Here is a 25,370-nt window from a genome sequence, read left to right on the forward strand (position 1 = left end):
GAGCATCGATCGACGAGGTGGACACCTCGGGTGGTTGCGGGGGACTGCCGGCCGGCGGTGGGCCGGTCGCGCAGTTCCCCGCGCCCCTTCGAGCGCTCTCGGCCGCCGCGGCAGCCGCGCGGAAGGCGCCCTCCAGTGGCCCAGACCAATATTCCTCGCGCGGCATGCGCCGAGGTGCTGGCAGGGGCATGCCCGCTGCTCCATAGTTGGCGCACACGTGCAGCAGTTCGTCCCCGACCCGGACACCTGGGGGTAATCGCGCCCATGAGCAGAGCCCAGCAGCCGTCCCGCAGAACCGTCCTCACCGCCGCCGTCGCCGCAGCGGTGGCCGGCGGAACGGTCCCCGCCGCCGCGCAGCATCCCGCCGCCGACACCGACGACTCCGGTCGGCCGCAGGCCCGCCCGATCGACTACCACGGCTGGACCACGTACCGCGAGTGGCGCCTCGGTGCCGCCCAGGGCGTGCGAACCGTCGCCGGCGCCCGCCCCGGCGTCGTGATCGCCGCCCCCGCCGGCCGCAGCGACTACACCGACCCGCACACCGGCACCACCGCCACCTGGGAGTACGCCACCTGGACCGCCCCGGTCCACCGGCTCACGGTCCCCGCCACCGAGCTCGTCGCCTCCTGGAACGCCGACACTCCCGACGGCACCTGGCTCCAGGTCGAACTGCAGGGCACGTACTCCGACGGCACCGAGACCCCCTGGTACGTGATGGGCCGCTGGGCGTCCGGTGACAAGGACATCAAGCGCACCTCGGTGGACGACCAGACCGACGGCAGGAGCACCATCTGGACCGACACCTTCGCCATCGACGACGCGAGCACCGGCCTGCGCCTGGCGTCGTACCGGCTGCGCCTCACCCTGTACCGCAAGCCCGGCACACGTCTGACCCCGACCGTGTGGCGGCTCGGCGCCATGGGCTCCGACATCCCCGACCGCTTCACCGTCCCCGCCTCCACCCCCGGCCTGGCCCAGGAACTGGCCGTCCCCCGCTACTCGCAGGAGATCCACAAGGGCCAGTACCCGGAGTACGACAACGGCGGCGAGGCCTGGTGCAGCCCCACCTCCTCGCAGATGATCATCGAGTACTGGGGCGGCCGGCTCACGCCCCGGCAGCTGTCCTGGGTCGACCCCTCCTACGCCGATCCGCAGGTCGACCACGCCGCCCGCTTCACCTACGACTACCAGTACGAGGGCTGCGGCAACTGGCCGTTCAACGCGGCCTACGCGGCCACGTACAAGGACCTCCAGGGTGTGGTCACGCGGCTCGCCTCGCTCACCGAACTGGAGACGCTGATCGCGGCCGGCATCCCGGCCATAACGTCACAGTCGTTCCTGAAGACGGAACTGACCGGCGCCGGATACGGCACCGCCGGCCATCTGATGACCGTGATCGGGTTCACGGCGGACGGCGACGTGATCGCCAATGACCCGGCCTCGGCGAGCGACGATGCGGTACGGCGGGTCTATCTGCGCCGGGAGTTCGAGAACATCTGGCTCAGGACCAAGCGGTACAACGCCTCCGGGAAGGTCGTCTCCGGCACCGGGGGAGTCTGCTACCTCTACTTCCCGGCACACCCGAGCCCCCGCCAGCGCAAGGCGCTCGCGGCCGTGGGTGTGCGCTGACCCGACCCGTGTGAGCAACGTCTCCGCCACAAACGCCGTCGCGGGTGGCAAGGTGGACAAATGGGTGGGGGATTCCGCTCAGTACGTCCGACCTCTGTGAGAACCATGACCGCACATCCGGCCACCGCCACCCGCGTCCGCACCGGCGGCCCCCAGGAAGACGGGCCGAAGATCCTAGAACACGTCATGGGCTGGGTCCTCGTCGCGGTGATCGCGATGCTCGTGACCCAGCTGGGTCTGCTCTGACCGAGCCGCATGCGGTCGGCATGTTCTGACATACTGCGGATGTCCCGCCGACCTCCCAGACCAGGGTCGAAATTGAATATGCCTCAGCAGCGTTCCGCCGTCCGCCCCAGGGTGCACGGTACCGAGCGCTCGGTGGCGCGTCGCGCCGAACTCATCTCCATCGGCCGGAAGTTGTTCGCCGACACGTCCTACGACGCGCTGTCCATGGATGACATCGCCCGCCAGGCACATGTCGCCAAGGGGCTGATCTACTACTACTTCCGGTCCAAGCGCGGCTACTACCTGGCGATCATCCAGGACTCCGTCGCCGACCTGGTCACCTCCGCCGCGGGCGGCCTGGAGATGCCCGCCGTGGACCGCGTCCACCGCACCATCGACGGCTATCTGCACTACGCCGAGCACCACCAGGCCGCCTACCGCACCATCGTCAGCGGCGGCGTCGGCTTCGACGCCGAGGTGCACGCGATCCGGGACAGTGTGCGCGAGGCCATCATCGCCACCATCGCCGAAGGGGCGTACGGCCGCAGCGACATCGCTCCGCTGGCCCGGATGGGCCTGCTCTCCTGGGTGTGCAGCGTCGAGGGCGCGACCCTGGACTGGATCGACCGCCCCGGAGAGCTGTCCCGTGCCAGCATGCGCGCGCTGCTGGTGAAGACGCTCGGCGGAGCCCTGCGCGCCGTCGAGGAGCTGGACCCCGCCTATCCGGCACCGCGGCCGGCCCGCCGCGACGGCTGACCGTGCGAGAGCCCGGCAGCTCTGGGGTCCCTGGGGTGCGGCCGGGCCGACGGCGCCGGCCGTGGTCACGCAATGTACCTGCTCCCGCACTCTCGGTATCATCGACTTTCCTGAAGTAAGCGGTCGTTAACTGGTGACGGGAGGTCGCCGATCGGGCATACTCACTGCGCACAGCCGCTGGTCAGCCGCTTCCGAGACCCGGGAGAGGGCGCCTTCGGCGATCACGGAACGACCAGGCGGAGCCGCCCCCACCCAACGGGCCAGACCGCCGGTGCCCGAACAGGGAGGAGACCGACGCCATGCCCGACCGCGACCCGCAGCCGGTGGAGCGTCAACTGCCGACGGAGGAGGCGCGGGATCTGCTCGCGCTCGTCCGGGACATCGCCCAGCGCGAGATCGCGCCGAAGGCGGCCGAGGAGGAGGACGCGGGACGCTTCCCGCGCGAGGTCTTCACCCTGCTCTCCGAATCGGGCCTGCTCGGCCTGCCCTACGACTCCGAGTACGGCGGCGGCGACCAGCCCTACGAGGTCTACCTCCAGGTCCTGGAGGAGCTCGCCGCGGCCCGGCTCACCGTGGGCCTGGGCGTCAGCGTGCATACGCTCGCCTGCTACGCGCTCGCCACCTACGGCACCAAGCAGCAGCAGGTCGAGCATCTGCCCGCGATGCTCGGCGGCGGCCTGCTGGGCGCGTACTGCCTCTCCGAGCCGTCCGCCGGTTCCGACGCGGCGTCGCTGCGTACGAAGGCCCTCCCGGAGGGCGGCGAATGGGTGATCAACGGCACCAAGGCCTGGATCACGCACGGCGGCATCGCCGACTTCTACACCGTGATGGCCCGCACCGGCGAGGAGGGTCCGCGCGGGATCACCGCCTTCCTGGTCCCCGGGGACGCCCCGGGCGTGAGCGACGCGGTGCCCGAGAAGAAGATGGGCATGAAGGGCTCGCCCACCGCCCAGGTCCACTTCGACGGCGTCCGGGTCGGTGACGACCGCCGGATCGGCGAGGAGGGGCAGGGCTTCTCCATCGCCCTGTCCGCCCTCGACTCCGGCCGGCTCGGCATCGCCGCCTGCGCGATCGGCCTCGCCCAGGCCGCACTGGACGAGGCGGTCGGCTACGCCACCCAGCGCCGGCAGTTCGGCCGTCCCATCGCCGACTTCCAGGGCCTGCGCTTCATGCTCGCCGACATGGCCACCCAGATCGAGGCCGGCCGCGCGCTGTACCTCGCGGCGGCCCGGCTGCGCGACGCCGGCAAGCCGTTCGCCAAGCAGGCCGCCATGGCCAAGCTGCACTGCACCGACACGGCCATGAAGGTCACCACGGACGCCGTGCAGATACTCGGGGGGTACGGCTACACCGCCGATTTCCCGGCCGAACGCTATATGCGCGAGGCCAAGGTGCTGCAGATCGTCGAGGGCACCAACCAGATCCAGCGGATGGTCATCGCCCGTCACGTGGCGGGACCCGAAGGCCGCTGAACTGTCCCGTGCGGACCGTCGGGGCCGCCAGTCTGATCCACTCCGGGTCGTGGCGGCCCGGCAGGGTCCGGCCCCGGTCGGCCCAGGCCCGCATGAGATCGCGGTAGATGGGCGGGTCCTGCGGCATGGGCGGCGGAACCGATTCTGCCGGGCGGGGCACGAAGATGCGGCGCTGACGCCCGGTGGCCGTGTACATGGGGGTCATACCCGGGCAACGCGACAGCGGCCGGGCAGGTCACCGCCCGGCGGTATCGAGCGTCAGTTCAGCCCTGTCCGGTTCCCCCCTCTGGCCACCTGCGGTCAACTGACGTACCGTCGCCGACCATCGTTCAGGGGGTGTCCGTGGCCGACGACCGTCCCGTACCGCTCGACGAATACCCGGTGCACCAGGTGCCGCTGTCCATGAAGCATGTGGCGACCGGCGACCGCAACGCATACGACCGCTGCATCTTCCATGTCTTCGACCACGCCGGGCGCGCCCTGCTCATCCTCGGCCTGGGCGTCTATCCCAACCTGGGCGTGATCGACGCCTACGCCACCCTGCGCACCGGGGACACCCTGCACGCCGTACGCGCCTCCGACGCCCTGGGCGAGGACCGGATGCGGCTCGCCGCCGGCCCGCTGCGCATCGAGGTCCCGCGCCCGCTGGAGGAGCTGCGCCTGATCTGCGAGGACGAGCAGCTGTCGTACGACCTCACCTGGACGGCTGCCTTCTCCGCCCTCTGGGAGCCCCACCATCTGCAGCGCCGGGGTGACCGGCTCACCCTGGAAGGCCGCCGCTTCGTCCAGGCGGGCACCGCGGAGGGTGTGATCCGGGCCGGGGCAGAGGAGTTCCGGGTCACCGCCCAGGGCTGGACCGGCACCCGGGACCGCAGCTGGGGGGTACGGCCGGTGCCCGGCGAGGACGGCGGGCGGCTCGCCGCGGACCACCCCACCGAAGGCTTCCACTGGATCTGGTGCCCGGTCCGCTTCGAGGACCGCTTCCTGATGGTCATCGTCCAGGAGGACGCCGACGGCCACCGCTCCCTGAACGACGCCACCCTCGTCCGGCCGGGCCGCCGCGACCACCAACTGGGCTGGCCCCAGGCCGAGATCACCTACCGCTCCGGCACCCGCCACCCGGAGCGGGCGGTCATCCACCTCGGCGACGCACGCGGACCCCGGAAGCTGGACGCCGAGATCCTGACCTCCTCGCCACTCGCGCTCGGCGCGGGCTACCCGCCGGCGGACGACTGGCAGCACGGGACCTGGCGGGGCCCCGGCTGGACCGACCGCCGCACGTACGACATGACCCTGCCCCACCCCCTGGCCGCCTACGGCGTCACCGACCACTCCGCCCGCTTCCGGCTGGACGGGCGGACCGGTCACGGCATCTTCGAGCACGGCTCGTTCGGCCGGCACGACCCGAGCGGCTTCACCGGCTTCGACTCGGTCGCGCCCTGAGGGAGGACCCCGGTATGGCCACGGCACCGCGTCCCCGTACCACCACCCGCGACCCCGAGGACCTCGCCCGGCGCCTCACCGCCTGGCTCGGCACCCGGCTGCCCGGCGCCAAGGCCACCGGCGTCACCGTCCCGGAATCCAACGGCATGTCCAGCGAGACCCTCCTGTTCGACATCGAGCACCCCGAAACTCCCTGCCGCTCCTGCGCGTTGAGGCTGGCGGCGGACCCGCGGGCGTACACCGTCTTCCCCGAGTACGACATGGCGCGCCAGTACCACACCCTGCGCCTGGTGGCCGGGCACACGGACGTGCCCGTACCCCGGGTGCTGTGGCTGGAGGAGGATCCGGCTCCGCTCGGGGCGCCGTTCTTCGTCATGGAGCGGGTCGCCGGACGCGTGCCCCCGGACGTCATGCCGTACACCTACGAGGGCAGTTGGCTGCAGCGCGCGAGCGACGCCGAACGCGAGCACCTGGAAGCCGCGACCGTCGGCCTGCTGGCCCGACTCCACGACCAAGTGCCCGTGGCCGAGGTCCGGTTCCTCGCCCCGCCCGGTACGGGCGACGCGCTGCGCCGGCATGTGACGGCCCAACGCGCCTACTACTCCTGGGTGATCGACGGCCTGCCCCGCTCACCCCTCATCGAGGCCGCCTTCGACCGGCTGGAGGAACTGTGGCCGCGCGAGCCCGGCGAAACCGTCCTCACCTGGGGTGACGCGCGCATCGGGAACATCGTCTACGACGGGTTCGACCCCGTGGCCGTCCTGGACTGGGAGATGGCGGCGCTCGCCCCGCGCGAGGTCGACCTCGGCTGGACCATCTACCTGCACCGCTTCTTCCACGACCTCTCGGTCGCCTCCGGGCAGCGCGGACTGCCGGACCTCCTGCGCCGCGACCGCGTCGAGGCCCGCTACGCACGGCTGACCGGGCACACCCCGCAGGACATGGACTTCCACACCCTCTACGCCGCGCTGCGGCACGCGATCGTCATGCTCCGCATCGCCTACCGTCAGGCGTACTTCGGGGAGGTCGCCGTACCGGCGGACCCGGACACACTGATCCTGCACCACGGCAGCCTGCGCGCCATGGTGCAGGGCACCTACTGGATGCGGTGAGGCGGGCTCAGGCGGCCTGGCGGCGCAGCGCCGGCACGCGCATCGGGCGCGAGCCCGGGCCGCCGGCGTGCGAGAAGGGCTGCGTCCGCCAGTTCAGACCCTGGGGGAGCGTCAGCAGCAGGGCGGTGTCCTGCTCCTGCGGCCCGGCGGACTCGTCCGCGGGGCGGGCCTCGTCGGCCTTGCGACCCGTACCCGCACAGACCGTGAGACCGAACGGGTTCCACGGCGAGACGCACAGCGCGTGCTCCGGCAGGACCTGCTCGTCCGCCAGCAGCGCGATCGGCTGGGCGCAGTCCGGGCAGATCACCCGGTACATCTCGAAGGTGTCGTAGGCGTCCAGTTCGTCGTCGAAGACGTCGGGTTCGACGCCCTCCGGCTCGGGCTCGACGACCGGCTGCTGCCGCTTGGACGCGGATCGACCAGGGCGATGGACACTCTGCATGGGATTCTCCCCCTAAGGCTGGGCCGTGACGGCGCTGCGGCCTCGACCACAGCAAGCACTTCCCGTCCGTCCTCGGCGGTAATCACGAGAACATCACGGAGCCTGTTCGGGGCGTGTGGCGTTCGTCACATGCCGCGTGCAGGTGCGGGGATCAAGCGCACTGTAGGTTTTGGCGCCATGGAGGAGCTGGACCGACAGATCGTGCAGCTGCTCGTCAAGGACGGGCGGATGAGCTACACAGACCTGGGCAAGGCCACGGGCCTGTCCACGTCGGCCGTGCACCAGCGGGTGCGCCGGCTGGAACAGCGTGGCGTCATCCGCGGCTATGCCGCGGTGGTCGACCCCGAGGCCGTCGGGCTGCCGCTCACCGCGTTCATCTCGGTGAAACCGTTCGACCCCAGCGCCCCCGACGACATCTCGGACCGCCTCGCCGGCGTTCCGGAGATCGAGGCCTGCCACAGCGTCGCCGGCGACGAGAACTACATCCTCAAGGTACGGGTGGCGACCCCGCACGAGCTGGAGGAGCTGCTGGCACGGCTGCGCAGCCTGGCGGGGGTCTCGACACGCACGACGGTCGTGCTGTCGACACCGTACGAGGCCCGGCCACCGCGGATCTGAGCACCGCCGGGCGCAGGGCCGACGGGGGAGGGCGGGCACGGCCGCCGGTGCCGGGTGCCGTGCCGACACGCCCCGGATGCAGCTTTGCCCCGGCGGCGAGAGAAACTGTCCGCCATGAGCGACCGCACCGCCGACCCCGAGCCCGACAAGACCGTCCTCCTGCGCCGAGGTGAGGTGCACAGCCCCGCCGACCCCTTCGCCACAGCGATGGTGGTGGAGCGCGGCCAAGTCGCCTGGGTCGGCTCCGAGGGTGCCGCCGACGCCTTCGCCGACGGTGTGGACGAGGTGGTCGACCTCGACGGTGCCCTCGTCACCCCCGCCTTCACCGACGCCCATGTGCACACCACCGCCACGGGCCTCGCCCTGACCGGCCTCGACCTGTCCGACGCGCCCTCCCTGGACGCTGCCCTCGCCCTGGTACGCGACTTCGCCGCCGCCCGCCCGGAGGACCGCGTCCTGCTGGGCCACGGCTGGGACGCCGCCCGCTGGCCCGGCGGCCGCCCGCCCACGCGGGCGGAACTCGACGAGTTCACCGGCGGCCGCCCGCTGTACCTGTCCCGCATCGACGCGCACTCGGCGGTCGTCACCACCGCCCTGCTGGACCTGATCCCCAAAGACCTCCCGCGCGCGGACGCCCCGCTCACCCGGGACGCCCACCACGCCGTACGCGAGGCCGCGTTCGCCGCGATCACCCCCGCCCAGCGCGCGGAAGCCCAGCGCACCGCCCTCGCCCACGCGGCCTCCCTCGGCATCGGTTCGGTGCACGAGTGCGGCGGACCGCAGATCTCCTCCGAGGACGACTTCACCGGCCTGCTGCAGGTGGCCGCCGAGGTACCCGGCCCACGCGTCGTCGGCTACTGGGCCGAGCGGAATGCCGACAAGGCGCGGGAGCTGGGCGCCGTCGGCGCCGCGGGCGACCTCTTCGCCGACGGCGCCCTCGGCTCGCACACCGCCTGTCTGCACGAGCCGTACGCCGACGCCGACCACGCCGGCACCGCCTACCTGGACGCCGGGGCCGTCGCGGCCCATGTCGTCGCCTGCACCGAGGCGGGTCTGCAGGCCGGGTTCCACGCCATCGGCGACGCCGCCGTGAGCGCCGTGGTGGAGGGCGTGCGCGCCGCCGCGGAGAAGCTCGGCCTCGCCCGGATCCGCGCCGCCCGGCATCGCGTCGAACACGCCGAGATGCTCACCCCGGAGACCGTCGCCGGCTTCGCCGAGCTGGGCCTGATCGCCTCGGTCCAGCCCGCCTTCGACGCGCTGTGGGGCGGCGAGGAGGGCATGTACGCCCGCCGCCTCGGCGCCGAACGGGCGCGCACCCTCAACCCCTTCGCGGCCCTGCTGCGGGCCGGTGTGCCCCTCGCCTTCGGCTCCGACAGCCCGGTCACCCCGCTCGACCCCTGGGGCACCGTCCGTGCCGCCGCGTTCCACCGCACGCCCGAGCACCGGGTCTCCGTACGGGCCGCGTTCACGGCGCACACGCGCGGCGGCTGGCGGGCCGTGGGCCGGGACGACGCGGGCGTCCTGGTGCCGGGCGCGCCCGCCGACTACGCGGTCTGGCGCACCGACGAGCTGATCGTCCAGGCCCCCGACGACCGCGTGGCCCGCTGGTCGACCGACCCCCGCTCCGGCACGCCCGGCCTGCCCGACCTCACCCCGGGCCGCGACCTGCCGGTCTGTCTGCGCACCGTGGTCGGCGGACGGACGGTGTTCGTACGGCCGGGCGAGTGATCTACGGGGGTGGCGCGGCGGAGCGGGGGCGCCGGCGCCCCGCCGCCCGACCTGCGCATCCTCTGCGGTGACCGGCCCGTCCGGAGTGTCGTAGCAGGTCAGACGACTGTTGACAGTCGACGGCCGAGGGCCGGTAGGTTCGTCCGAGTCCACCACCGGACGCCCGACCGGAGGCGTTCACGCAACTCGTCGCAGCGCCGCTGGGTCAGGGACGGTGTGCCGTACCGGGCATCGTCGCTGGGAGCCAGGCTCAGCGCCCGCGCCGCCGAGGGAACGTTCCGGCCCGGCAAGGTGTGACCCGGGTGGGGCCCGTGCGCTCAGTAGACAACGGCTTTCGGTCGATCCGCAGCCAGCGGGTCCCAGGTCGGCCCGAAGGGCGCCGGGCCCCCATCCGCCGTGGCGGGAAGTCGCCGACGGCGTGCCTCGAAGATGCCCAAAGCAGCATTCTTACCCCACTCTTGTGGAATCGACACAGCCATACGTACAAGTCGGCACGTCTTACCAGGCGGTGACCACTATGGTGGATCCTGCGTACAACCAGAAGGGGCAGCAGTGAACGACGGCGACGGGACCCTCGCGGCCAAGGCCCAGGGGAGGCAGTTCGGTCCGCTCGGGACAGCCTTGGTGATCATTCCGACCTACAACGAGGCGGAGAACATCAAGACCATCGTCGGCCGGGTGCGCAAGGCCGTCCCCGAGGCGCACGTACTGATCGCGGACGACAACAGCCCCGACGGCACCGGCAAGCTCGCCGACGAGCTGGCCGCCGAGGACGGCAACGTCCAGGTGATGCACCGCAAGGGCAAGGAGGGCCTCGGCGCCGCCTACCTCGCGGGCTTCCGCTGGGGCCTGGAGCGCGATTACGGCGTGCTGATCGAGATGGACGCCGACGGCTCCCACCAGCCCGAGGAGCTGCCCCGGCTGCTCACCGCGCTCAAGGGCGCCGACCTGGTGCTCGGCTCCCGCTGGGTGCCCGGCGGGCGGGTGGTGAACTGGCCCAAGTCCCGCGAGTTCATCTCCCGCGGCGGCAGCCTCTACTCCCGGCTCGCACTCGATCTGCCGCTGCGCGACATCACCGGCGGCTACCGCGCGTTCCGCCGTGAGACCCTGCAGGGGCTGGGTCTGGAGCAGGTCGCCTCGCAGGGCTACTGCTTCCAGGTCGACCTGGCCCGCCGCGCGGTCAAGGCCGGCTACCACGTGGTCGAGGTCCCGATCACCTTCGTCGAGCGGGAACTCGGCGACTCCAAGATGAGCAAGGACATCCTGATCGAGGCGCTGTGGCGGGTCACCGCCTGGGGTGCGCGGGACCGGGTCGCCAAGCTCACCGGCAAGAACAAGCGGAGCTCGTAGGCCCCTGTCGGCCCCGGGCCGTCCGCCGGCTCCGGTCGATCACCCTCTTATCCTGCGCTGAGGCGCCGCCAGGCACACTGGGAGCATGACGACTGGCGCTCCGACCTCTCCGTACACCGCCACCCGGCCCCGGCGCTCCCGGCTGCGCAGGTATCTGCCGCTGGGGGTCGCCGCCTGGCTGGTGCTGGAGATCTGGCTGCTGACCGTGGTCGCGGGCGCAGTCGGCGGGCTTGCCGTGTTCCTGCTGCTCGTCGCGGGCTTCATGGCAGGCTCCGTGGTCATCAAGCGGGCGGGCCGCCGCGCCTTCCAGAGCCTCAACGAGGCGTTGCAGCGCGGGGGTTCGCCCGAGCGCGGCGGTGGCAACGGCCTGATGATGCTCGGCGGCCTGCTGCTGATGATCCCCGGCCTGGTCTCCGATGCGGCCGGCTTGCTCCTGCTGCTCCCGCCGGTGCAGAAGGCCGTGAGCCGTTATGCCGAGAACGCTCTGGACAAGCGGCTGCGCACGGCCGCCCCGGGCAGTTTCGGCGACGCCTTCCAGCAGGCCCGCATCCACCGGCCCGACGGCAAGGTGGTGCAGGGCGAGGTCATCAGGGAGGACCGGCCCGAGCCGGGAGAGCAGCGGCCGCCGCTGACGCGGTGAGGCCCAGCAGCCCGTCCCAGGGGCCGGTGGCTGCACGAAGCCGCACCGGAACACAAAACCGCGGGCGCCGTACGTCGAGTTCACGTACGGCGCCCGCGGTTGTTTGACGTGCGCTGTATCTTGGCGCAGCCCCGCAGGGACTACGCCGACTTACGGCTGTCCCGGGGGTGAACCGCGATGTTCATCGCCCCCGAGCGCAGAACCGCCAGGCGCTCCTCAAGGACCTCTTCGAGCTCCTCACGGGTGCGCCGCTCCATCAGCATGTCCCAGTGGGTACGCGCGGGCTTGGCCTTCTTCTCCTCAGGGCCGTCGCCGTCGACGAGGAGTGCCTGGGCCCCGCAGACCTTGCACTCCCACTCCGGCGGGATCTCCGCCTCGACCGAGAAGGGCATCTCGAATCGGTGCCCCTTCTCACATGCGTACTCCACGGCCTGGCGCGGGGCCAGGTCGATACCGCGGTCCGTCTCGTAGCTGGTCACCACGAGGCGCGTACCGCGAAGAGCTCGCTCACTCATGAATCGTGCCTCCCGGGCTTGTCGCCCACAGGACAGGTGTCGCTGTCGTCGTCATCCGGTCAACGTCCGGTCGGCGGTAAAGATTCCCGTTCCGTGTCCCGTTCCGGGTCATGCGTCGCCGTCGTAGCCGCCCCTTGTTGTACCCACCGGCGCCCGGTTTGTCACATCTGCAAGCAGATGTCACCCAGCGTTTCGGCATCTTTGACGCGCAGTAACGGTACGCCTGGCAGGCCAAAGGCGTACACTACCGCCCTTTTGTGTTGAGCGCTAAATCGAAGCTAAATAATCTCCGGAACCGGGTTGCCCGCCTCGCCGATGGCCCGGCGCACCGGCACCCGTGCCAGCAGGGCGAATCCGATGACGAAGAAGGCCACCAGCGAGACGATCGCGGACCGATAGCTTCCGGTCAGCTGGTAGGTCAGGCCGAACAGCAGCGGCCCCAGCCAGCTCATCCCGCGGTCGCTCACCTCGTACGCCGAGAAGTACTCGGCCTCCTTGCCGGGCGGTACCAGATGAGAGAACAGCGACCGGGACAGTGCCTGGCTGCCGCCGAGGACCAGCCCGATCCCGGCGGCCAGCACGAAGAAGAACGCCGGAGCCTTCGCCGGCAGGAAATAGCCGGCCGCCAGGGTCACCGTCCACGCCACCAGCGAGCCGAGGATCGTCCGCTGGGCGCCGTACGTCCGTGCCAGCCGCCCCATCGCCAGCGCCCCGGCCACCGCCAGCACCTGCACCAGCAGCACGGCCACGATGAGCGTCGACTGGGCCAGCCCCAGTTCCTGCGAGCCGTAGACGGAGGCCTGGGTGATCACCGTCTGGATGCCGTCGTTGTAGACGAGGTACGCCAGCAGGAAGGCGAGCGTCAGCGGGTGCCGGCGCATGTCCCGGACCGTCGCCGCGAGCTGCCTGAGCCCGGGTGCCGCGGCGCGCTCCACGCGCGCGTGCTGCCGGTCGCGCAGCCTGCGCAGCGGTACGAGCGTGAAGGCGCCCCACCACAGGCCCGCCGAGGCCAGGCACACGCGGACGGCGGCCGTCTCGCTCAGGCCGAAGGAGCCGTGCGCGGAGTACAGGACCAGATCGGCGACGAGGACCGTCGAGCCCGCCGCGTAACCGAAGGCCCAGCCGCGCGAGGAGACCGCGTCGCGCTGCTCGGGCGGGGCGATCTGCGGCAGATAGGAGTTGTAGAGCATCATCCCGACGGACTGCGCCGCGTTGGCCACCACCAGCAGCACCCCGCCGAGCAGATACCGGTCGCCGTCGAGGAGGAACATGCCCGTGGTCGCGGCGGCTCCGGTGTACGCCGCCGCCGCGAGCAGCGGCTTCTTGCGGCCGGTGCGGTCGGCCGCGCCGCCCACGAGCGGCATCACCACGACCGCCAGGACCACCGAAAGGGACACCGAGTAGGCGAAGAAGGAGCCCGCCCGGACCGGGACGCCGAGCGGATGCACATAGCCGTCGGCGTCCGCGGCCCGCTCGGCGACCGCCGTGAGGTACGGCCCGAGGAAGACCGTCACCACGCTCGTCGAATAGACCGAGCAGGCCCAGTCGTAGAAGTACCAGCCGCGCTGCTCGCGCCGCAGCCCGGCGGAGTCGTCCGCCGTCTGCGCCCGCACGGTGTCGGTTCCCACCCGTGCCCTCGCTTCCCCGCTTGAACTGCGAAGGCTCAGGTCCCGGCGGCCGGGTGGTCAGACCCAGACGCCGCGGTCCTCCATGACCTTGCGCAACGTGTCGATGTGATCGGTCATGATGCCATCGACTCCCAGGTCCAGGAGCCGGTGCATGCGCTCCGGTTCGTTGACCGTCCACACGTGCACCTGAAGTCCGCGCGCGTGGGCGGCGCGGACGAAACGGTGGTCGACCACCGGGACGCCCGACTGGGCCTCGGGCACCTGGGCGGCGACGGCGGACCGGCGCACGGCGGCCGGCAGGCCCCATGAGCGCAGCCGCAGACTCAGCACCCCGCGGGTGCCGAACGAGGTGGCCAGCCGCGGCCCGGCCAGCCGCTGGGCGCGCAGCACCCGGGCCTCGGAGAACGAGCCCACACAGACCCGCTCCCAGGCGTCCGTGCGCTCGATCAGCTCCAGCAGGGGACGCAGGGCCGGCTCCGCCTTGACGTCGACGTTCCAGCGGACCTCGGGGAAGGTCTCCAGCAACTCCTCGAACAGCGGCACCGGTTCCCGTCCGCCCACGCGCGCGTGCCGTACGTCCTCCCACGGCAGGTCGGCGATGCGGCCCGCGCCGTCGGTGACCCGGTCCAGCGTCGAGTCGTGGAAGGCGACGAGGCGGCCGTCGGCCGTGGCGTGCACGTCGGTCTCGATGTAGCGGTAGCCCAGCTCGACCGCGCGCCGGAACTGCGCCACGGTGTTCTCCAGCCCGTCGGCGGCCCCGCCCCGGTGGGCGAAGGCGATCGGGCCGGGATGGTCGAGGTAGGGGTGGCGTATGGGCGGCGTCGTGAGGGTCACGGCCGCAGTATGACTCGCTCCGGTGTCGCGGTGGCAACCACCGTGCTGCCGCCCGATGCCGCCGGGACGGCGAACACCCGCAGGAACAGCTGCGCCAGCGGTCCGATGGACACGGCGTACAGCACGGTGCCGACCCCGATGGTGCCGCCCAGCAGGAACCCGGTGACCACGACCGCCACCTCGATCCCGGTCCGCATCAGCCGGATCGAGCGGCCGGTGCGCCGGTGGAGACCCGTCATCAGCCCGTCGCGCGGACCGGGGCCGAAACGCGCCGAGATGTACAGGCCGGTCGCCACGCCGTTCAGCACGATCCCCGCCGGCAGGAGCGCGACGCGCAGAGCCAGGGAGTGCGCGTCCGGGACGAGCGCGAGCGTGCCGTCCATCGCGAGGCCCACGGCGAAGACGTTGGAGACCGTGCCGAGTCCCGGGCGCTGCCGCAGCGGGATCCACAGCAGCAGCACCGCCGCCCCCACGATGATCGACACCACCCCGATGGTCAGCCCGGTCAGCTTCGCGAGGCCCTGGTGCAGTACGCCCCAGGGTTCCATGCCCAGGCCCGCGCGCAGCAGCAGCGCGGCGCTGGCGCCGTAGAGCGCGAGTCCGGCGTAGAGCTGGACCAATCGTCGTGCGAGCCGACGCGGAGTGGACATGAGATACCCCCTGGGTGGTGGCGGTGGCCTGATGCATGTCACTCTGTGGCTTGGGAAGAATCCGCTTCCATGGCCAATTCGGGGAAGGTGGACTGATCAATATGGCGCAGTGGACCTCTGCGATGGGGGCCGCGCAGCTCGCCCGGCTCCTCAACTCACAGCAGGACCGCCCGGCCGGACCCGGCAGCCGCCGTCCGCCCGCCTACCGTGCCCTCGCCGACGGCATCCGGCTGCTGGTCCTCGAAGGGCGCGTGCCCGTCGCCGCCCGCCTCCCCGCCGAACGCGAACTGGCCCTCGCCCTGTCCGTGAGCCGTACGACGGTCGCCGCCGCCTACGAGGCGCTGCGCACCGAGGGATTTCTGGAGTCCCGGCGGGGCGCCGGCAGCTGGACGGCCGTACCGGCGGGCAACCCGCTGCCCGCCCGTGGCCTGGAACCCCTGCCCCCCGAGGCGCTGGGCTCGATGATCGACCTCGGCTGCGCCTCGCTTCCGGCGCCCGAGCCGTGGCTCACCCGCGCCGTGCAGGGCGCCCTGGAGGAACTGCCGCCGTACGCCCACACGCACGGCGACTACCCGGCCGGACTGCCCGCGCTGCGCGCGATGATCGCCGAGCGGTACACCGCGTGCGGGATCCCCACCATGCCCGAGCAGATCATGGTGACGACCGGCGCGATGGGCGCCATCGACGCGATCTGCCACCTCTTCGCCGGCCGTGGTGAACGCATCGCGGTCGAGTCCCCGTCCTACGCCAACATCCTGCAGCTGATGCGCGAGGCCGGCGCCCGTCTCGTCCCCGTCGCGATGGCCGAGGGGCTGTCCGGCTGGGACATGGACCGCTGGCGCCAGGTCCTGCGCGAGGCCGCGCCCCGGCTCGCCTATGTCGTCGCCGACTTCCACAACCCCACGGGGGCGCTCGCAGACGAGGACCAGCGGCGCCGGCTGGTGGACGCGGCGCGTTCGGCCGGTACGGTGCTCGTCGCCGACGAGACGATGACCGAGCTGTGGCTCGACGAGGAGTTCGCGGGCGGCGGGATGCCGCGCCGGATCTGCGCCTTCGACCCGGCCGGCTCGACCGTCATCACGGTCGGCTCGGCCAGCAAGGCGTTCTGGGCGGGGATGCGCATCGGCTGGGTGCGGGCGGCTCCGGACGTCATCCGCAGCCTGGTCGCCGCGCGGGCCTACGCCGACCTGGGCACCCCTGTGCTCGAACAGCTCGCTGTCAACTGGCTGTTCAGCACGGGCGGTTGGGAGCAGGCGGTGGAACTGCGCCGGGCTCAGGCCCGGGAGAACCGGGACGCGCTGGTGGCGGCGCTCCGCCGTGAACTGCCGGCGTGGGAGTTCAACGTGCCCAAGGGCGGTCTGACCCTGTGGGTCCGCGCCGGCGGCCTGTCGGGCTCCCGGCTCGCCGAAGCGGGTGAGCGGACCGGGGTCCGTGTTCCCTCCGGCCCTCGCTTCGGCGTGGACGGCGCCTTCGAGGGCTATGTGCGGCTTCCGTTCACCGTCGGGGGAGCGGTGGCGGAGGAGGCGGCGGTCCGACTCGCGGCGGCGGCTCGGCTGGTGGAGAACGGGGGTGCGGGGGGTGCGGAGGCGCCGCGTACGTTTGTGGCCTAGGAGGTGTCGTTCGGATCATCCCGGCGTCGCGGGCCCTGGCACGTACGTCTGCCGCGTTGTCGTCGACACCCCCTGGTTCGCCCACTGGCTCGGCGCGCCGGGTGCGGGTGACCACGAGGGACCCGCACCCGGGAGACGGACATGAACCCGGACGGCGCTAACCGGTTGCTTCCGCACTCACCGCCTGCTTCGTGAGTTCCGTCGGCTGAGCGCCCACGGCAGTGGCCCGCGCCGGCAGCAACTCCAGCACCGCCTGCCGGTCGGCGTCACTGGTCGCGTCGTCGTACGGATCCGGCGTACGCGGCACCTGAAGCCGGTGCACGGGCCCGACCCCCAGCCGGGCGTATCCGCGCCCCGGCGGCACGTGCCCCAGCGGAGTGGTGTGCGGCGGAGCCCCCAGCACCGCCTCCACCTGACGGGGCGTCGCAGGCCCGAGCACGACACGCGCGCGCGTGTGCTGTCGTACCGCGTCGCCCAGAGCCTCCGCGCTGTCGAACTGCTCGGCCACGACGACGGTCACGTTCGCCGCCCGGCCGTGCCGCAGCGGCACCTGGAGCAGCGTCTGCGGGTCCTTGTGGCCGTCCGCCCCGGCGAGGTGGGTGAAGACGGACGGGCGGTCCAGCATGATCCACAGCGGTCGCCGGGCGTTGGCCGGCGGTGGGTCGCCCGCCTGCCGGGCCAGGTTGACGGCGATGAGCCGCCGCTCGGTCTCCTGCGCGGCCCACTCCATGCTCGCCAGCGCCCCGGGCAGCGTGCACTCGACGGCCAGCACACCGTCCCGGCCGGTCAGACACGCGTATTCGCCGGTGCCGCCGCCGTCGACGATCAGGACGTCCCCGTACCGAAGGGCCTGCAGCGCGATCGAGCGCAGCAGGGTCGAGGTGCCGCTGCCGGGGTGCCCCATGGCCAGCAGATGCGGCTCGGTGGAGCGCACGCCGGTGCGCCAGACGACCGGTGGGACGTCGATCTGTTCCTCTCCGTAGGAGAGGGGAAGCGTGCGCTGGACCTCGCTCGCGTCGGTGAAGCCGAGGACGGTCTCGCCCGGCGCGGTGACGAAGTGCTGGGCCGGGATGTCGGCCGGCAGCGGGGGAAGGACGGTGACGGTGAGCTGGTTGCCCTCCGCGGCCCACGCGAAGTGGTATTCGCGGCCCCGCCCGGCCTTCGCGGTGAGCAGCTGCTCGATCCGTGCGCGGGCGTCGTGCTCGCCGTCCGGGAAGTAGGCGGGATAGCGGATCACGAGATGACCGATGCGCCCGGCGTCGTCGAACTCGTGGGCGGGGAAGGCCTTCCCCCACTCCCCGCCGTGCGTGTACAGCGGCGCCGGGTCCTCGGGGCTGGAGAAGTACGGCACCAGGGCCTCGTAGAGGGTCTGGAGCCGTTCGGTCTGCGACTCGTCGGGTCCTTCGGGGGCCGGCGGGGTGCGGTCGCGGCCCTGCCAGCCCGCCGCGGACATCAGGGTGATGACGGCGAGCAGCGGACCGTACGGCACCAGCACCACGACCAGGATCACGGACGCCACCAGGAACAGCAGTGGCCCGCGTTTGTCCTTCGGGGTGTCCGTCCATCTGCGCCGCCCGGCCGAGGCCAGTAGGCGCAGCCCCCGCGTGACGGTGATCAGCGGGTGGAGGACGTCGGTGGCGCTGTCGGCCGCAGTCCGGGCCAGCTCCCGGCTCCGGGCGAGCTGCATCCGGGCGATCTGGGCGCTGTCTTTGCTCAGGATGCGGGGGAGGGGGCGCCGGGCCACTGCTGACTCCTGGTCGTGCGTGCGGGTGGGGCGGGCGGGATCAGAACTTGAGACCGCCGAGGAGGCTGGCCAGGCTCTCGCCGCCGGCCTTGATGCTCGGTGCGATGGCCGTGCTCGACAGGTAGAAGCCGAACAGAGCCGAGACCGTGGCGTGCGAACCCTTCAGTCCGTCCTTGCGGAAGAAGAGGAAGACGACGATTCCGAGGATGAACACGCCTGACAGGGAGAGGATCATTTCGGGCCTCCTGGTGTCGAAGGTGGGGGGCAGTCACCATGAGTTCTTCCAGGATCACACTATGTATCCATACGATAAAAGGTGCAACTGGGTGAAATACGAGCGATTTCGCCCGCGCGGCGGAGTGGCCCTGACCCGGTTGGCCAGGCCCGTTGCCTTCCGCGGGGCCTGCTGCTGATCTTTACCTCGGGCACATCGGGTCATGTGCCGCGAGAGCCAGTACGCTGGCGATTCACTCGTACGGCCGTGTTCCGCTCGCTGCCGTACGCTCCCTGCAGTCCCCGAAGTTTTGAGGAGAGGCGGTCCCGCCGATGAGTGAAGCCCCCGACCCCGAGGTCGTGGAGCTGGCGACCAAGATCTTCGATCTGGCCCGGCAGGGGCAGACCGAGGCGCTCGTGGCGTACGTCGACGCCGGCGTTCCGGCCAACCTCACCAACGACCGCGGTGACTCCCTGGTCATGCTCGCCGCCTATCACGGCCACGCAGACGCCGTCCGCGCGCTGCTCGCCCGGGGTGGCGCGGCGGACCAGGTCAACGACCGAGGCCAGACCCCGCTCGCGGGCGCGGTCTTCAAGGGCGAGACGGAAGTGATCAAGGCTCTTCTGGAGGGCGGGGCCGACCCCGCGGCGGGGACGCCGTCGGCCGTCGACACCGCCCGGATGTTCGGCAAGACGGAACTCCTGGAGCTGTTCGGCGCGCACTGACGCGCATGTCCTGACCAGGTACGACACAGAAAACGGGGGAGGCGGTAAAGGGCCGCCGGAAATACGGTCGCGGCAGCGCAAACGGCCGGGTCATCATGACGACGTGATTCACGGACGCGATGGCTGGGCAGGTGTTGCCGCACCGCGCGGGCCGTGATGCGGTCCGCATGGGCCACCGACGAGAGGCAGAGAGAGATGGTCTTCAGCAAGCAAGAGACGGCGGGCGCTCCGACGTTGTGTCACGCGGCCAGGTAGTGCGTGTTCCCCGGTTGCGTCGACGCTTGATGTGAGGCTGTTTCCCATGTTCGATCCGGTCATAGCGCCCAGCGGTACGCTGCTCGGCCTGCTCCAGCGGGGCCGCGGCGACGGCACGCTGCATGCGCTCACCGCCCCGCGCGCCGAAGCGCTCGCGGCCCTGAACCAGTGCGTGCTGCGCGATCCACGCCACGACTGGCAGGTGGAGAACCGCTCCCTCTACTACGCCCGGCTCTACCTCGACCTGAACGGCGAGCTGGACGCCATCGAGGCACACCTCTTCGACCCCGAGGACGTCCTCGACACCGACGAGTCCCGCACCGGCCTCACCCTGGCGGTCCTCGGGCACCTCGCTTCCTACGGCAGGCGCGACGCGCTCGAACTGCTGCGCCGGTACGCCGCCCACGGGTCCAACTGGGCCTGGGCCCTGGACGAGCTGGCCCTCAGGGACGACGACGCCGGCCTGCGTGCCCTCGCGCCGCCCGTCCTGGCCCGCTTCGCCACCGATCCCGAGGGCGAGGCCGAGCTGGCCGCCGCCGTGCGCGACGCCTTCGAGCCGAGGCCCTGGCGGCTGTGGGCCGAGGATCCGCGCGAATCGATCGCGACGCGCGTGCGTGCCGCGCAGGAGACCGGCTGTTTCGACCGCTGGCAGCGCCAGCTGCGGCCCACCGGTCCACGCCCCGGCTGGAGCGTGCGCGCCGTGTTCGAATGGGCCCAGCACGGCATGGAGCGCGGCGCCGCCCTCCATGTGCCGGCCGCCCGCTGCCTGGTCGCCGTGGCAGGCCCCGAGGACCGGCCGGAGATCGTCCAGGCCGCCCGCAGCGGAATCGACGGAGCCCGCTGCACCGCCCTGCGCTATCTCGCCGACAGCAACGACCCGGACGCCCTCGACCTGATCGAGGCCGCGGTCGCCGACGGCACGGGCGTCGTCGTGGAAGCCGCCGTCGACGCCTTCGAACGGATGCGCAGCGTCGCCGCCGTCGACCGGGCGCGCCGCTGGGCCCAGCGCCCCGACGGGCTCGGGGCCGCCGCCGGACGCATGCTCGCCTGCCGCGGCGGCGTCCAGGACCGCGACCTCGTCCTCGGCGCCCTGCGTGAGGCCGTGCGGGGCGAGGGCCCCGACGCACCGACCCTGTGGGCCCTCGTCGACGGCGCCGGACGTCTCGGCATCGCCTGCGCGGCTCCCGTCCTGCGCCATGTCTACCGCGAGACGGCGTCCTCCCATCTCCGCGGCCGGGCCGCCCGTGCCCTGGCCGCCACCGACCCCTCCTTCGCCACCGGCTTCGCCGTCGAATGCCTGTGGGACTGCGAGGAGACCACCCGCGAACTCGCCGCCCGGCACGCCGAGACAGGTGATGCCCGGGTCGTGGAGCGCCTGCGCCGCCTGGCCGCCGACCCGGCCGAGGAGGCGGAAGTACAGACGGCGGTACGCAGCCGCTTCGGACCTGACGCCGCCCTCGGCTGACCCCCGCACGCACACGGCCCGGGCGGACGACCGCCCGCCGCGTGAACACCGGGTGTCCCGCAGGTCAGGCGGTCATGACGGCCGTCTGACCTGCTCGGGTGTGCAGCCCAACGCTCATGGGACGTTCCCCGGCCGGAAAGATCGACGTTGACGCGGCCACTTCCGGCGCGGCGACAACACCCGTATGCGTGTCGTCATCGTGACCGAATCCTTTCCCCCCGATGTGAACGGCGTGGCCCACTGCGCGCTCCAGACCGCCCGGCACCTCGTAGATCGCGGTCACCATCCGCTCGTCGTCGCCCCCGCCCCCGCCCCGGGCAGCGGACCGGACACGGACGCCCCGTGCCCGGTCGTCCGGACCCCTTCCCTCCCGCTCCCCGGCTACCCCCAGGTCCGTGTCGCCCTGCCCAGCCGGCGGCTCGCCGCGGCGCTCGTCGAGCACCGCGCCGACCTGGTGCATCTCGCCAGCCCCTTCGTCCTCGGCGTGCGCGGCATGGCCGCCGCCGCCCGGCTCGGCATCCCCGCCGTCGCCGTCTACCAGACCGACCTGGCCGGATACGCCCGCACCTACATGGGTGCCGGCGAGGCCGCCGCCTGGCGGCGGATCCGCTCCGTGCACGCCGCCGCCGACCGCACCCTGGCCCCCTCCAGCGCCGCCCTGGGCGACCTGGAGGCGCACGGCGTGCCCCGGGTCCGGCTGTGGCCGCGCGGCGTGGACACCGTACGTTTCCGGCCAGAGCACCGTGACGAGGCGCTGCGCCGCGAACTGGCCCCCGACGGCGAGCTGATCGTCGGCTACGTCGGCCGGCTCGCCCCCGAGAAGCACGTCGAACTCCTCGCCGGCGCCTGCGGTCTGCAGGGCGTCAAGGTCGTGGTCGTGGGCGACGGACCCAGCCACGCCCACCTCGCCGAGGCCCTGCCCGGCGCCGTCTTCCTCGGCCGCCGCACCGGCCATGACCTCGCGCGGATCTTCGCCTCGCTGGACCTGTTCGTGCACACCGGCCCCTTCGAGACGTTCTGCCAGACCGTCCAGGAGGCCATGGCCAGCGGGGTGCCGGTCGTCGCACCCGCCGCCGGCGGCCCGCTGGACCTGGTCGCCCACGGTCGCACCGGACTCCTCGTCCCGCCGTGCGACGCCGCCGCCGTGACGCAGGCCGTCCGCGCACTGGCCGCCGACCCGGCGCGGCGGACCGCGTACGGCACCGCCGCGCGCACCATGGTCGAGGGCCGCACCTGGGCCGCCGTCGGCGACCAGCTGATCGCCCACTACGACGACGTCCTCGCGGCACGCAGGCTGGTGGTGGCGGCATGACCGGCCAGTCCCTGCGCATCGTCCGGCTCGCCAATTTCGTCGCCCCGGCCTCCGGCGGCCTGCGCACCGCCCTGCGCGAGCTGGGCAAGGGCTTCCGGGCGGCCGGCCACGAACCCGTGCTGATCGTGCCCGGTGAACGGCACACCGACCGCGACACCGAGCAGGGCCGGGTCATCACCCTGCCCGGCCCGCCGCTGCCCGGCACCGGCGGCTACCGCGTCCTCACCGACAAGCGGCGCGTGGCCACCCTCCTGGAGGAGCTCGCCCCGGACCGCCTGGAGGTCTCCGACCGTACGACCCTGCGCTGGACCGGACGCTGGGCCCGCCGCGCGCGCGTGCCGGCCGTGATGGTCTCCCACGAGACCGCCGACGGGGTGCTGCGCACCTGGGGCCTGTCCGAGAACCTCTCCCGCCGGGCGGCCGACGTCCTCAACACCCGTACCGCGCACGTCTACTCACGGGTGGTGTGCACCACCGAGTTCGCCGAGCGCGAGTTCGTGCGCATCGGCGCGCGCAACGTCGTACGCGCTCCCCTGGGCGTCGACCTGATGGAACGCCACCCCGCGCTGCGCGACCCGGGCCTGCGCACGTTGCACGCGCGCGGGGGCGAGGCGCTGCTGGTCATGTGCTCCCGGCTGTCGGTCGAAAAGCGCCCCGGCACCGCGCTGGACGCGCTGGAGGCGCTGATACGACGCGGGCGGCGGGCGGTGCTCGTGGTGGCCGGGGACGGGCCGCTCAGGGCCCGGCTGGAGCAGCGCGCGCGGGAGCACGGGCTGCCGGTGACGTTCCTCGGGCACGTCTCCGACCGGGCCGCGCTCGGTGCCCTCCAGGCCACCGCGGACATCGCTCTCGCGCCCGGGCCGGCCGAGACCTTCGGGCTCGCCGCCCTGGAGGCCATGGCGTGCGGCACGCCCGTGGTGGCGAGCGCGTCCTCCGCGCTGTCCGAGGTCATCGGGTCCGCCGGGGCGACCGCGGCCGACCGGGGCGAGGCCTTCGCGGACGCCGTGGAGCTGCTCCTGGACCGCGGCGGTCCTGCCCGGCGCGAGGCGGCACGCGCGCGTGCGGAGTGCTTCGGCTGGGGAGCGGCCGTGGAGGCGTTCCTGGCGGCGCACGACGCGGAGGTGCTGCACCCCATCGGCGTCCGTCGTGGTGTACCGGAGGGCGTGGCATGAGACCCGTCCGCTTCGTCGCCCTCGGGGACTCGCTGACCGAGGGCGTGGGCGACCCGGCCGGGGACGGCCGGCGCGGCTGGGCCGCGCTGCTGGCACCCTCCCTCGCCGAGACCCCGCACGCCGTGGCGTTCACCAACCTGGCGGTCAGCGGCGCACAGACCCGGGACGTGCTGGAACGGCAGACCCCGGCCGCCCGTGCACTCCGTCCCGACCTGGTGTCGGTGGTGATCGGCGTCAACGACACGCTGCGCCGCACCTTCGACATCCAGGCGGTGGCCGCCCACCTCGACGAGGTCTACGCGGCCTTCACCGGCGAGGGCGCCACCGTGCTCACCGCCTGCCTGCCCGACCCCGGCGCAATGCTGGGCCTGCCGGGCGCCCTGGCCCGCCCGCTGGCCCGTCGGCAACGGGCCGTCAACACGGTCGTCCATGCGCTGTCCGAACGCTACGGGGCCGTCCATCTGCACGCCGCGGACGGTGCCTGGATCACCGACCGGGCCCTGTGGAGCGCGGACCGGCTGCACCCGGGCGAGCGGGGGCACCGGCAGCTCGCCGTGCGCTTCCACGCGCTGCTCACCGAGGCGGGCCGGGCGACGGGACCACCGCCCTCCCCCGAACCGGAGTTCCCCGCGCCGACCCGCACGGCGAGCCTGCTGTGGCTGGCCACGGCCGGCACCGCCTGGGTGGCCCGGCGCTGCAGGGACCTGCTGCCCCAGCTCCTGCGCCTGGCCGCCGACGAACTCCACCATCGGGCCCGCGGCACCAGCGCCCAGCTCGACCTGCACGCCTCGGCAGCGGCCTCCGCCGCCCTGGCAGCCCTCTCCGGCCCCGCGGAACCGTGTTCGGCCGCGGCCGGCGGTGCCGCGACGCCGGGTACGGGCACCGTGCCGGGGATGGCGGCCGCCGCCATGGCGCCGGGGACGGCGGGTGCGGCCGGGGCGCCCACCGCGGTGGCCGGATGGCGAACCGGGGGCCGGCGGTCCGCCGGGAAGGCTGCGGTACCGGAGTAGAGGATCGTTGAACAATCCCTCAATACCCACGTTGTTTCGTTCCGGCGTGTGCGATTGAATTCCGGGCATGGCAGAGCAGTTGACGGCACTGGCCGACGACCGGGCGCTCCTCGGGCGTACGAGCACGGCGGAGCGGGTCTCGGACATCCTCCGCAGTCGTATCGCCGACGGGTACTTCCCGCCCGGCACGCGGCTGTCGGAGGACGGCATCGGCGGGGCGCTCGGCGTCTCCCGCAACACCCTGCGCGAGGCGTTCCGGCTGCTCACGCACGAGCGACTGCTGGTCCACGAACTCAACCGCGGGGTGTTCGTGCGGGTCCTGACCGTCGAGGACGTCGAGGACATCTACCGCACGCGCTCCCTGGTCGAGTGCGCCGTCGTCCGCGGGCTCGGCGAGCCGCCGTACCTGCTGGACGGAGTGGCCGCGGCGGTCGCCGAGGGAGAGACGGCGTCCGCCGGGAACGACTGGAAGGCGCTGGGCACCGCCAACATCCACTTCCACCGGGAACTGGTGGCCCTCGCCGGCAGCGAACGCACCGACGAACTGATGCGCAGCGTCTTCGCCGAGCTGCGGCTGGCCTTCCACGTCGTCGACGACCCACGCCGGCTGCACGAGCCCTACCTCGCCCGCAACCGCCAGATCCTCCAGGCGCTCCAGACCGGCGACAAGCGCGAGGCCGAGCGGCTGCTGGAGACGTACCTCGCGGACTCGCTGGAGCGGGTGGTCGAGGTCTACCGGCGCCGGGTCACCCCGTAAGGGGCGCGGGGCCGTATCGGTCCGCGGCTGCGCCGCGGAGCGACCAGCCACGACCGACACGCGG

At 72.6% G+C, this 25,370-nt stretch carries 24 protein-coding genes; 17 read left to right on the forward strand and 7 right to left on the reverse strand.

Annotation, left to right across the window (positions count from 1 at the left end; all coding sequences use genetic code 11):
• The first annotated feature begins 264 nt into the window (after nucleotides 1–264).
• The 6 genes from ACIGXP_RS24450 to ACIGXP_RS24475 all read left to right on the forward strand — a co-directional run bounded on the left by ACIGXP_RS24450 (nucleotide 265) and on the right by ACIGXP_RS24475 (nucleotide 6,637).
• The gene (locus tag ACIGXP_RS24450; protein ID WP_399771457.1) at nucleotides 265–1,629 is read left to right on the forward strand and encodes a peptidase C39 family protein; all 1,365 of its coding nucleotides are present in this window, start codon (nucleotides 265–267) and stop codon (nucleotides 1,627–1,629) included.
• Between the two features lie 105 nt (nucleotides 1,630–1,734).
• Nucleotides 1,735–1,875 (forward strand): SCO1431 family membrane protein, encoded by a 141-nt coding sequence (locus ACIGXP_RS24455; RefSeq protein WP_107118539.1) that lies wholly within the window; start codon nucleotides 1,735–1,737, stop codon nucleotides 1,873–1,875.
• Nucleotides 1,876–1,953: 78 nt separating this feature from the next.
• Nucleotides 1,954–2,610 (forward strand): TetR/AcrR family transcriptional regulator, encoded by a 657-nt coding sequence (locus ACIGXP_RS24460; RefSeq protein WP_399771459.1) that lies wholly within the window; start codon nucleotides 1,954–1,956, stop codon nucleotides 2,608–2,610.
• Between the two features lie 299 nt (nucleotides 2,611–2,909).
• A complete protein-coding gene (locus tag ACIGXP_RS24465; RefSeq protein WP_399771462.1) occupies nucleotides 2,910–4,082 on the forward strand; it encodes an acyl-CoA dehydrogenase family protein in 1,173 nt (390 codons plus the stop codon).
• Between the two features lie 342 nt (nucleotides 4,083–4,424).
• Nucleotides 4,425–5,525 carry a hypothetical protein gene (locus ACIGXP_RS24470; RefSeq protein WP_399771463.1) on the forward strand — a complete coding sequence of 367 codons (1,101 nt, stop codon included), beginning with the start codon at nucleotides 4,425–4,427 and terminating at the stop codon, nucleotides 5,523–5,525.
• Nucleotides 5,526–5,539: 14 nt separating this feature from the next.
• Nucleotides 5,540–6,637, forward strand: coding sequence for a phosphotransferase family protein (locus ACIGXP_RS24475; RefSeq protein ID WP_399771464.1), 1,098 nt, complete (start codon nucleotides 5,540–5,542; stop codon nucleotides 6,635–6,637).
• 7 nt (nucleotides 6,638–6,644) lie between these two features.
• Here the strand turns inward: ACIGXP_RS24475 and ACIGXP_RS24480 are convergent, their stop codons facing one another.
• Nucleotides 6,645–7,079, reverse strand: a complete 435-nt coding sequence (locus ACIGXP_RS24480) for a hypothetical protein (RefSeq protein ID WP_399771467.1) — start codon at nucleotides 7,077–7,079, stop codon at nucleotides 6,645–6,647.
• 177 nt (nucleotides 7,080–7,256) lie between these two features.
• Between ACIGXP_RS24480 and ACIGXP_RS24485 the strand changes: the two genes are divergently transcribed.
• The 4 genes from ACIGXP_RS24485 to fxsA all read left to right on the forward strand — a co-directional run bounded on the left by ACIGXP_RS24485 (nucleotide 7,257) and on the right by fxsA (nucleotide 11,415).
• A complete protein-coding gene (locus ACIGXP_RS24485; protein WP_069782031.1) occupies nucleotides 7,257–7,697 on the forward strand; it encodes an Lrp/AsnC family transcriptional regulator in 441 nt (146 codons plus the stop codon).
• A gap of 114 nt (nucleotides 7,698–7,811) precedes the next feature.
• Nucleotides 7,812–9,425, forward strand: coding sequence for an amidohydrolase (locus tag ACIGXP_RS24490; protein WP_399771470.1), 1,614 nt, complete (start codon nucleotides 7,812–7,814; stop codon nucleotides 9,423–9,425).
• 552 nt (nucleotides 9,426–9,977) lie between these two features.
• Nucleotides 9,978–10,775, forward strand: coding sequence for a polyprenol monophosphomannose synthase (locus ACIGXP_RS24495; RefSeq protein WP_399771473.1), 798 nt, complete (start codon nucleotides 9,978–9,980; stop codon nucleotides 10,773–10,775).
• 85 nt (nucleotides 10,776–10,860) lie between these two features.
• Nucleotides 10,861–11,415, forward strand: coding sequence for an FxsA family membrane protein (gene fxsA / locus ACIGXP_RS24500; RefSeq protein WP_399771475.1), 555 nt, complete (start codon nucleotides 10,861–10,863; stop codon nucleotides 11,413–11,415).
• A 140-nt stretch (nucleotides 11,416–11,555) separates the two neighbouring features.
• Here the strand turns inward: fxsA and ACIGXP_RS24505 are convergent, their stop codons facing one another.
• From ACIGXP_RS24505 to ACIGXP_RS24520, 4 genes are all read right to left on the reverse strand, one after another.
• Nucleotides 11,556–11,930, reverse strand: a complete 375-nt coding sequence (locus ACIGXP_RS24505; protein ID WP_003977404.1) for an RNA polymerase-binding protein RbpA — start codon at nucleotides 11,928–11,930, stop codon at nucleotides 11,556–11,558.
• Between the two features lie 278 nt (nucleotides 11,931–12,208).
• Nucleotides 12,209–13,558: an MFS transporter gene (locus tag ACIGXP_RS24510; protein ID WP_399771478.1), complete on the reverse strand. Its 1,350-nt coding sequence runs from the start codon at nucleotides 13,556–13,558 to the stop codon at nucleotides 12,209–12,211.
• A gap of 57 nt (nucleotides 13,559–13,615) precedes the next feature.
• The gene (locus tag ACIGXP_RS24515; RefSeq protein WP_399771481.1) at nucleotides 13,616–14,392 is read right to left on the reverse strand and encodes a glycerophosphodiester phosphodiesterase; all 777 of its coding nucleotides are present in this window, start codon (nucleotides 14,390–14,392) and stop codon (nucleotides 13,616–13,618) included.
• A complete protein-coding gene (locus ACIGXP_RS24520) occupies nucleotides 14,389–15,042 on the reverse strand; it encodes a hypothetical protein (RefSeq protein WP_363220776.1) in 654 nt (217 codons plus the stop codon). The genes ACIGXP_RS24515 and ACIGXP_RS24520 overlap by 4 nt, the downstream gene beginning before the upstream one ends.
• Nucleotides 15,043–15,143: 101 nt before the next feature.
• Between ACIGXP_RS24520 and ACIGXP_RS24525 the strand changes: the two genes are divergently transcribed.
• Nucleotides 15,144–16,652, forward strand: a complete 1,509-nt coding sequence (locus tag ACIGXP_RS24525) for a PLP-dependent aminotransferase family protein (protein WP_399771484.1) — start codon at nucleotides 15,144–15,146, stop codon at nucleotides 16,650–16,652.
• A gap of 157 nt (nucleotides 16,653–16,809) precedes the next feature.
• Here the strand turns inward: ACIGXP_RS24525 and ACIGXP_RS24530 are convergent, their stop codons facing one another.
• Nucleotides 16,810–18,396: a hypothetical protein gene (locus ACIGXP_RS24530; RefSeq protein WP_399771486.1), complete on the reverse strand. Its 1,587-nt coding sequence runs from the start codon at nucleotides 18,394–18,396 to the stop codon at nucleotides 16,810–16,812.
• Between the two features lie 40 nt (nucleotides 18,397–18,436).
• Nucleotides 18,437–18,631: a hypothetical protein gene (locus tag ACIGXP_RS24535; RefSeq protein WP_351249433.1), complete on the reverse strand. Its 195-nt coding sequence runs from the start codon at nucleotides 18,629–18,631 to the stop codon at nucleotides 18,437–18,439.
• 311 nt (nucleotides 18,632–18,942) lie between these two features.
• Between ACIGXP_RS24535 and ACIGXP_RS24540 the strand changes: the two genes are divergently transcribed.
• The 6 genes from ACIGXP_RS24540 (at nucleotide 18,943) to ACIGXP_RS24565 (ending at nucleotide 25,306) form a co-directional block, all read left to right on the forward strand.
• A complete protein-coding gene (locus tag ACIGXP_RS24540; protein ID WP_363218642.1) occupies nucleotides 18,943–19,335 on the forward strand; it encodes an ankyrin repeat domain-containing protein in 393 nt (130 codons plus the stop codon).
• 301 nt (nucleotides 19,336–19,636) lie between these two features.
• Nucleotides 19,637–21,055: a HEAT repeat domain-containing protein gene (locus tag ACIGXP_RS24545; protein ID WP_399771490.1), complete on the forward strand. Its 1,419-nt coding sequence runs from the start codon at nucleotides 19,637–19,639 to the stop codon at nucleotides 21,053–21,055.
• A 184-nt stretch (nucleotides 21,056–21,239) separates the two neighbouring features.
• Nucleotides 21,240–22,367, forward strand: coding sequence for a glycosyltransferase family 4 protein (locus ACIGXP_RS24550; RefSeq protein WP_399771494.1), 1,128 nt, complete (start codon nucleotides 21,240–21,242; stop codon nucleotides 22,365–22,367).
• Complete coding sequence (locus tag ACIGXP_RS24555; RefSeq protein ID WP_399771497.1) at nucleotides 22,364–23,539, forward strand: glycosyltransferase; 1,176 nt, start codon at nucleotides 22,364–22,366, stop codon at nucleotides 23,537–23,539. Before ACIGXP_RS24550 ends, ACIGXP_RS24555 begins: the two co-directional genes overlap by 4 nt.
• Nucleotides 23,536–24,549 (forward strand): SGNH/GDSL hydrolase family protein, encoded by a 1,014-nt coding sequence (locus ACIGXP_RS24560; protein ID WP_399771499.1) that lies wholly within the window; start codon nucleotides 23,536–23,538, stop codon nucleotides 24,547–24,549. Before ACIGXP_RS24555 ends, ACIGXP_RS24560 begins: the two co-directional genes overlap by 4 nt.
• Nucleotides 24,550–24,616: 67 nt before the next feature.
• Entirely contained in the window at nucleotides 24,617–25,306 is a 690-nt protein-coding gene (locus ACIGXP_RS24565) for a GntR family transcriptional regulator (RefSeq protein ID WP_399771502.1), read from the forward strand.
• The last annotated feature ends 64 nt before the right edge of the window (nucleotides 25,307–25,370 follow it).

Origin of the sequence: Streptomyces sp. NPDC053069, assembly GCF_044546895.1 — a bacterium.
Taxonomy (GTDB): Bacteria; Actinomycetota; Actinomycetes; order Streptomycetales; family Streptomycetaceae; genus Streptomyces.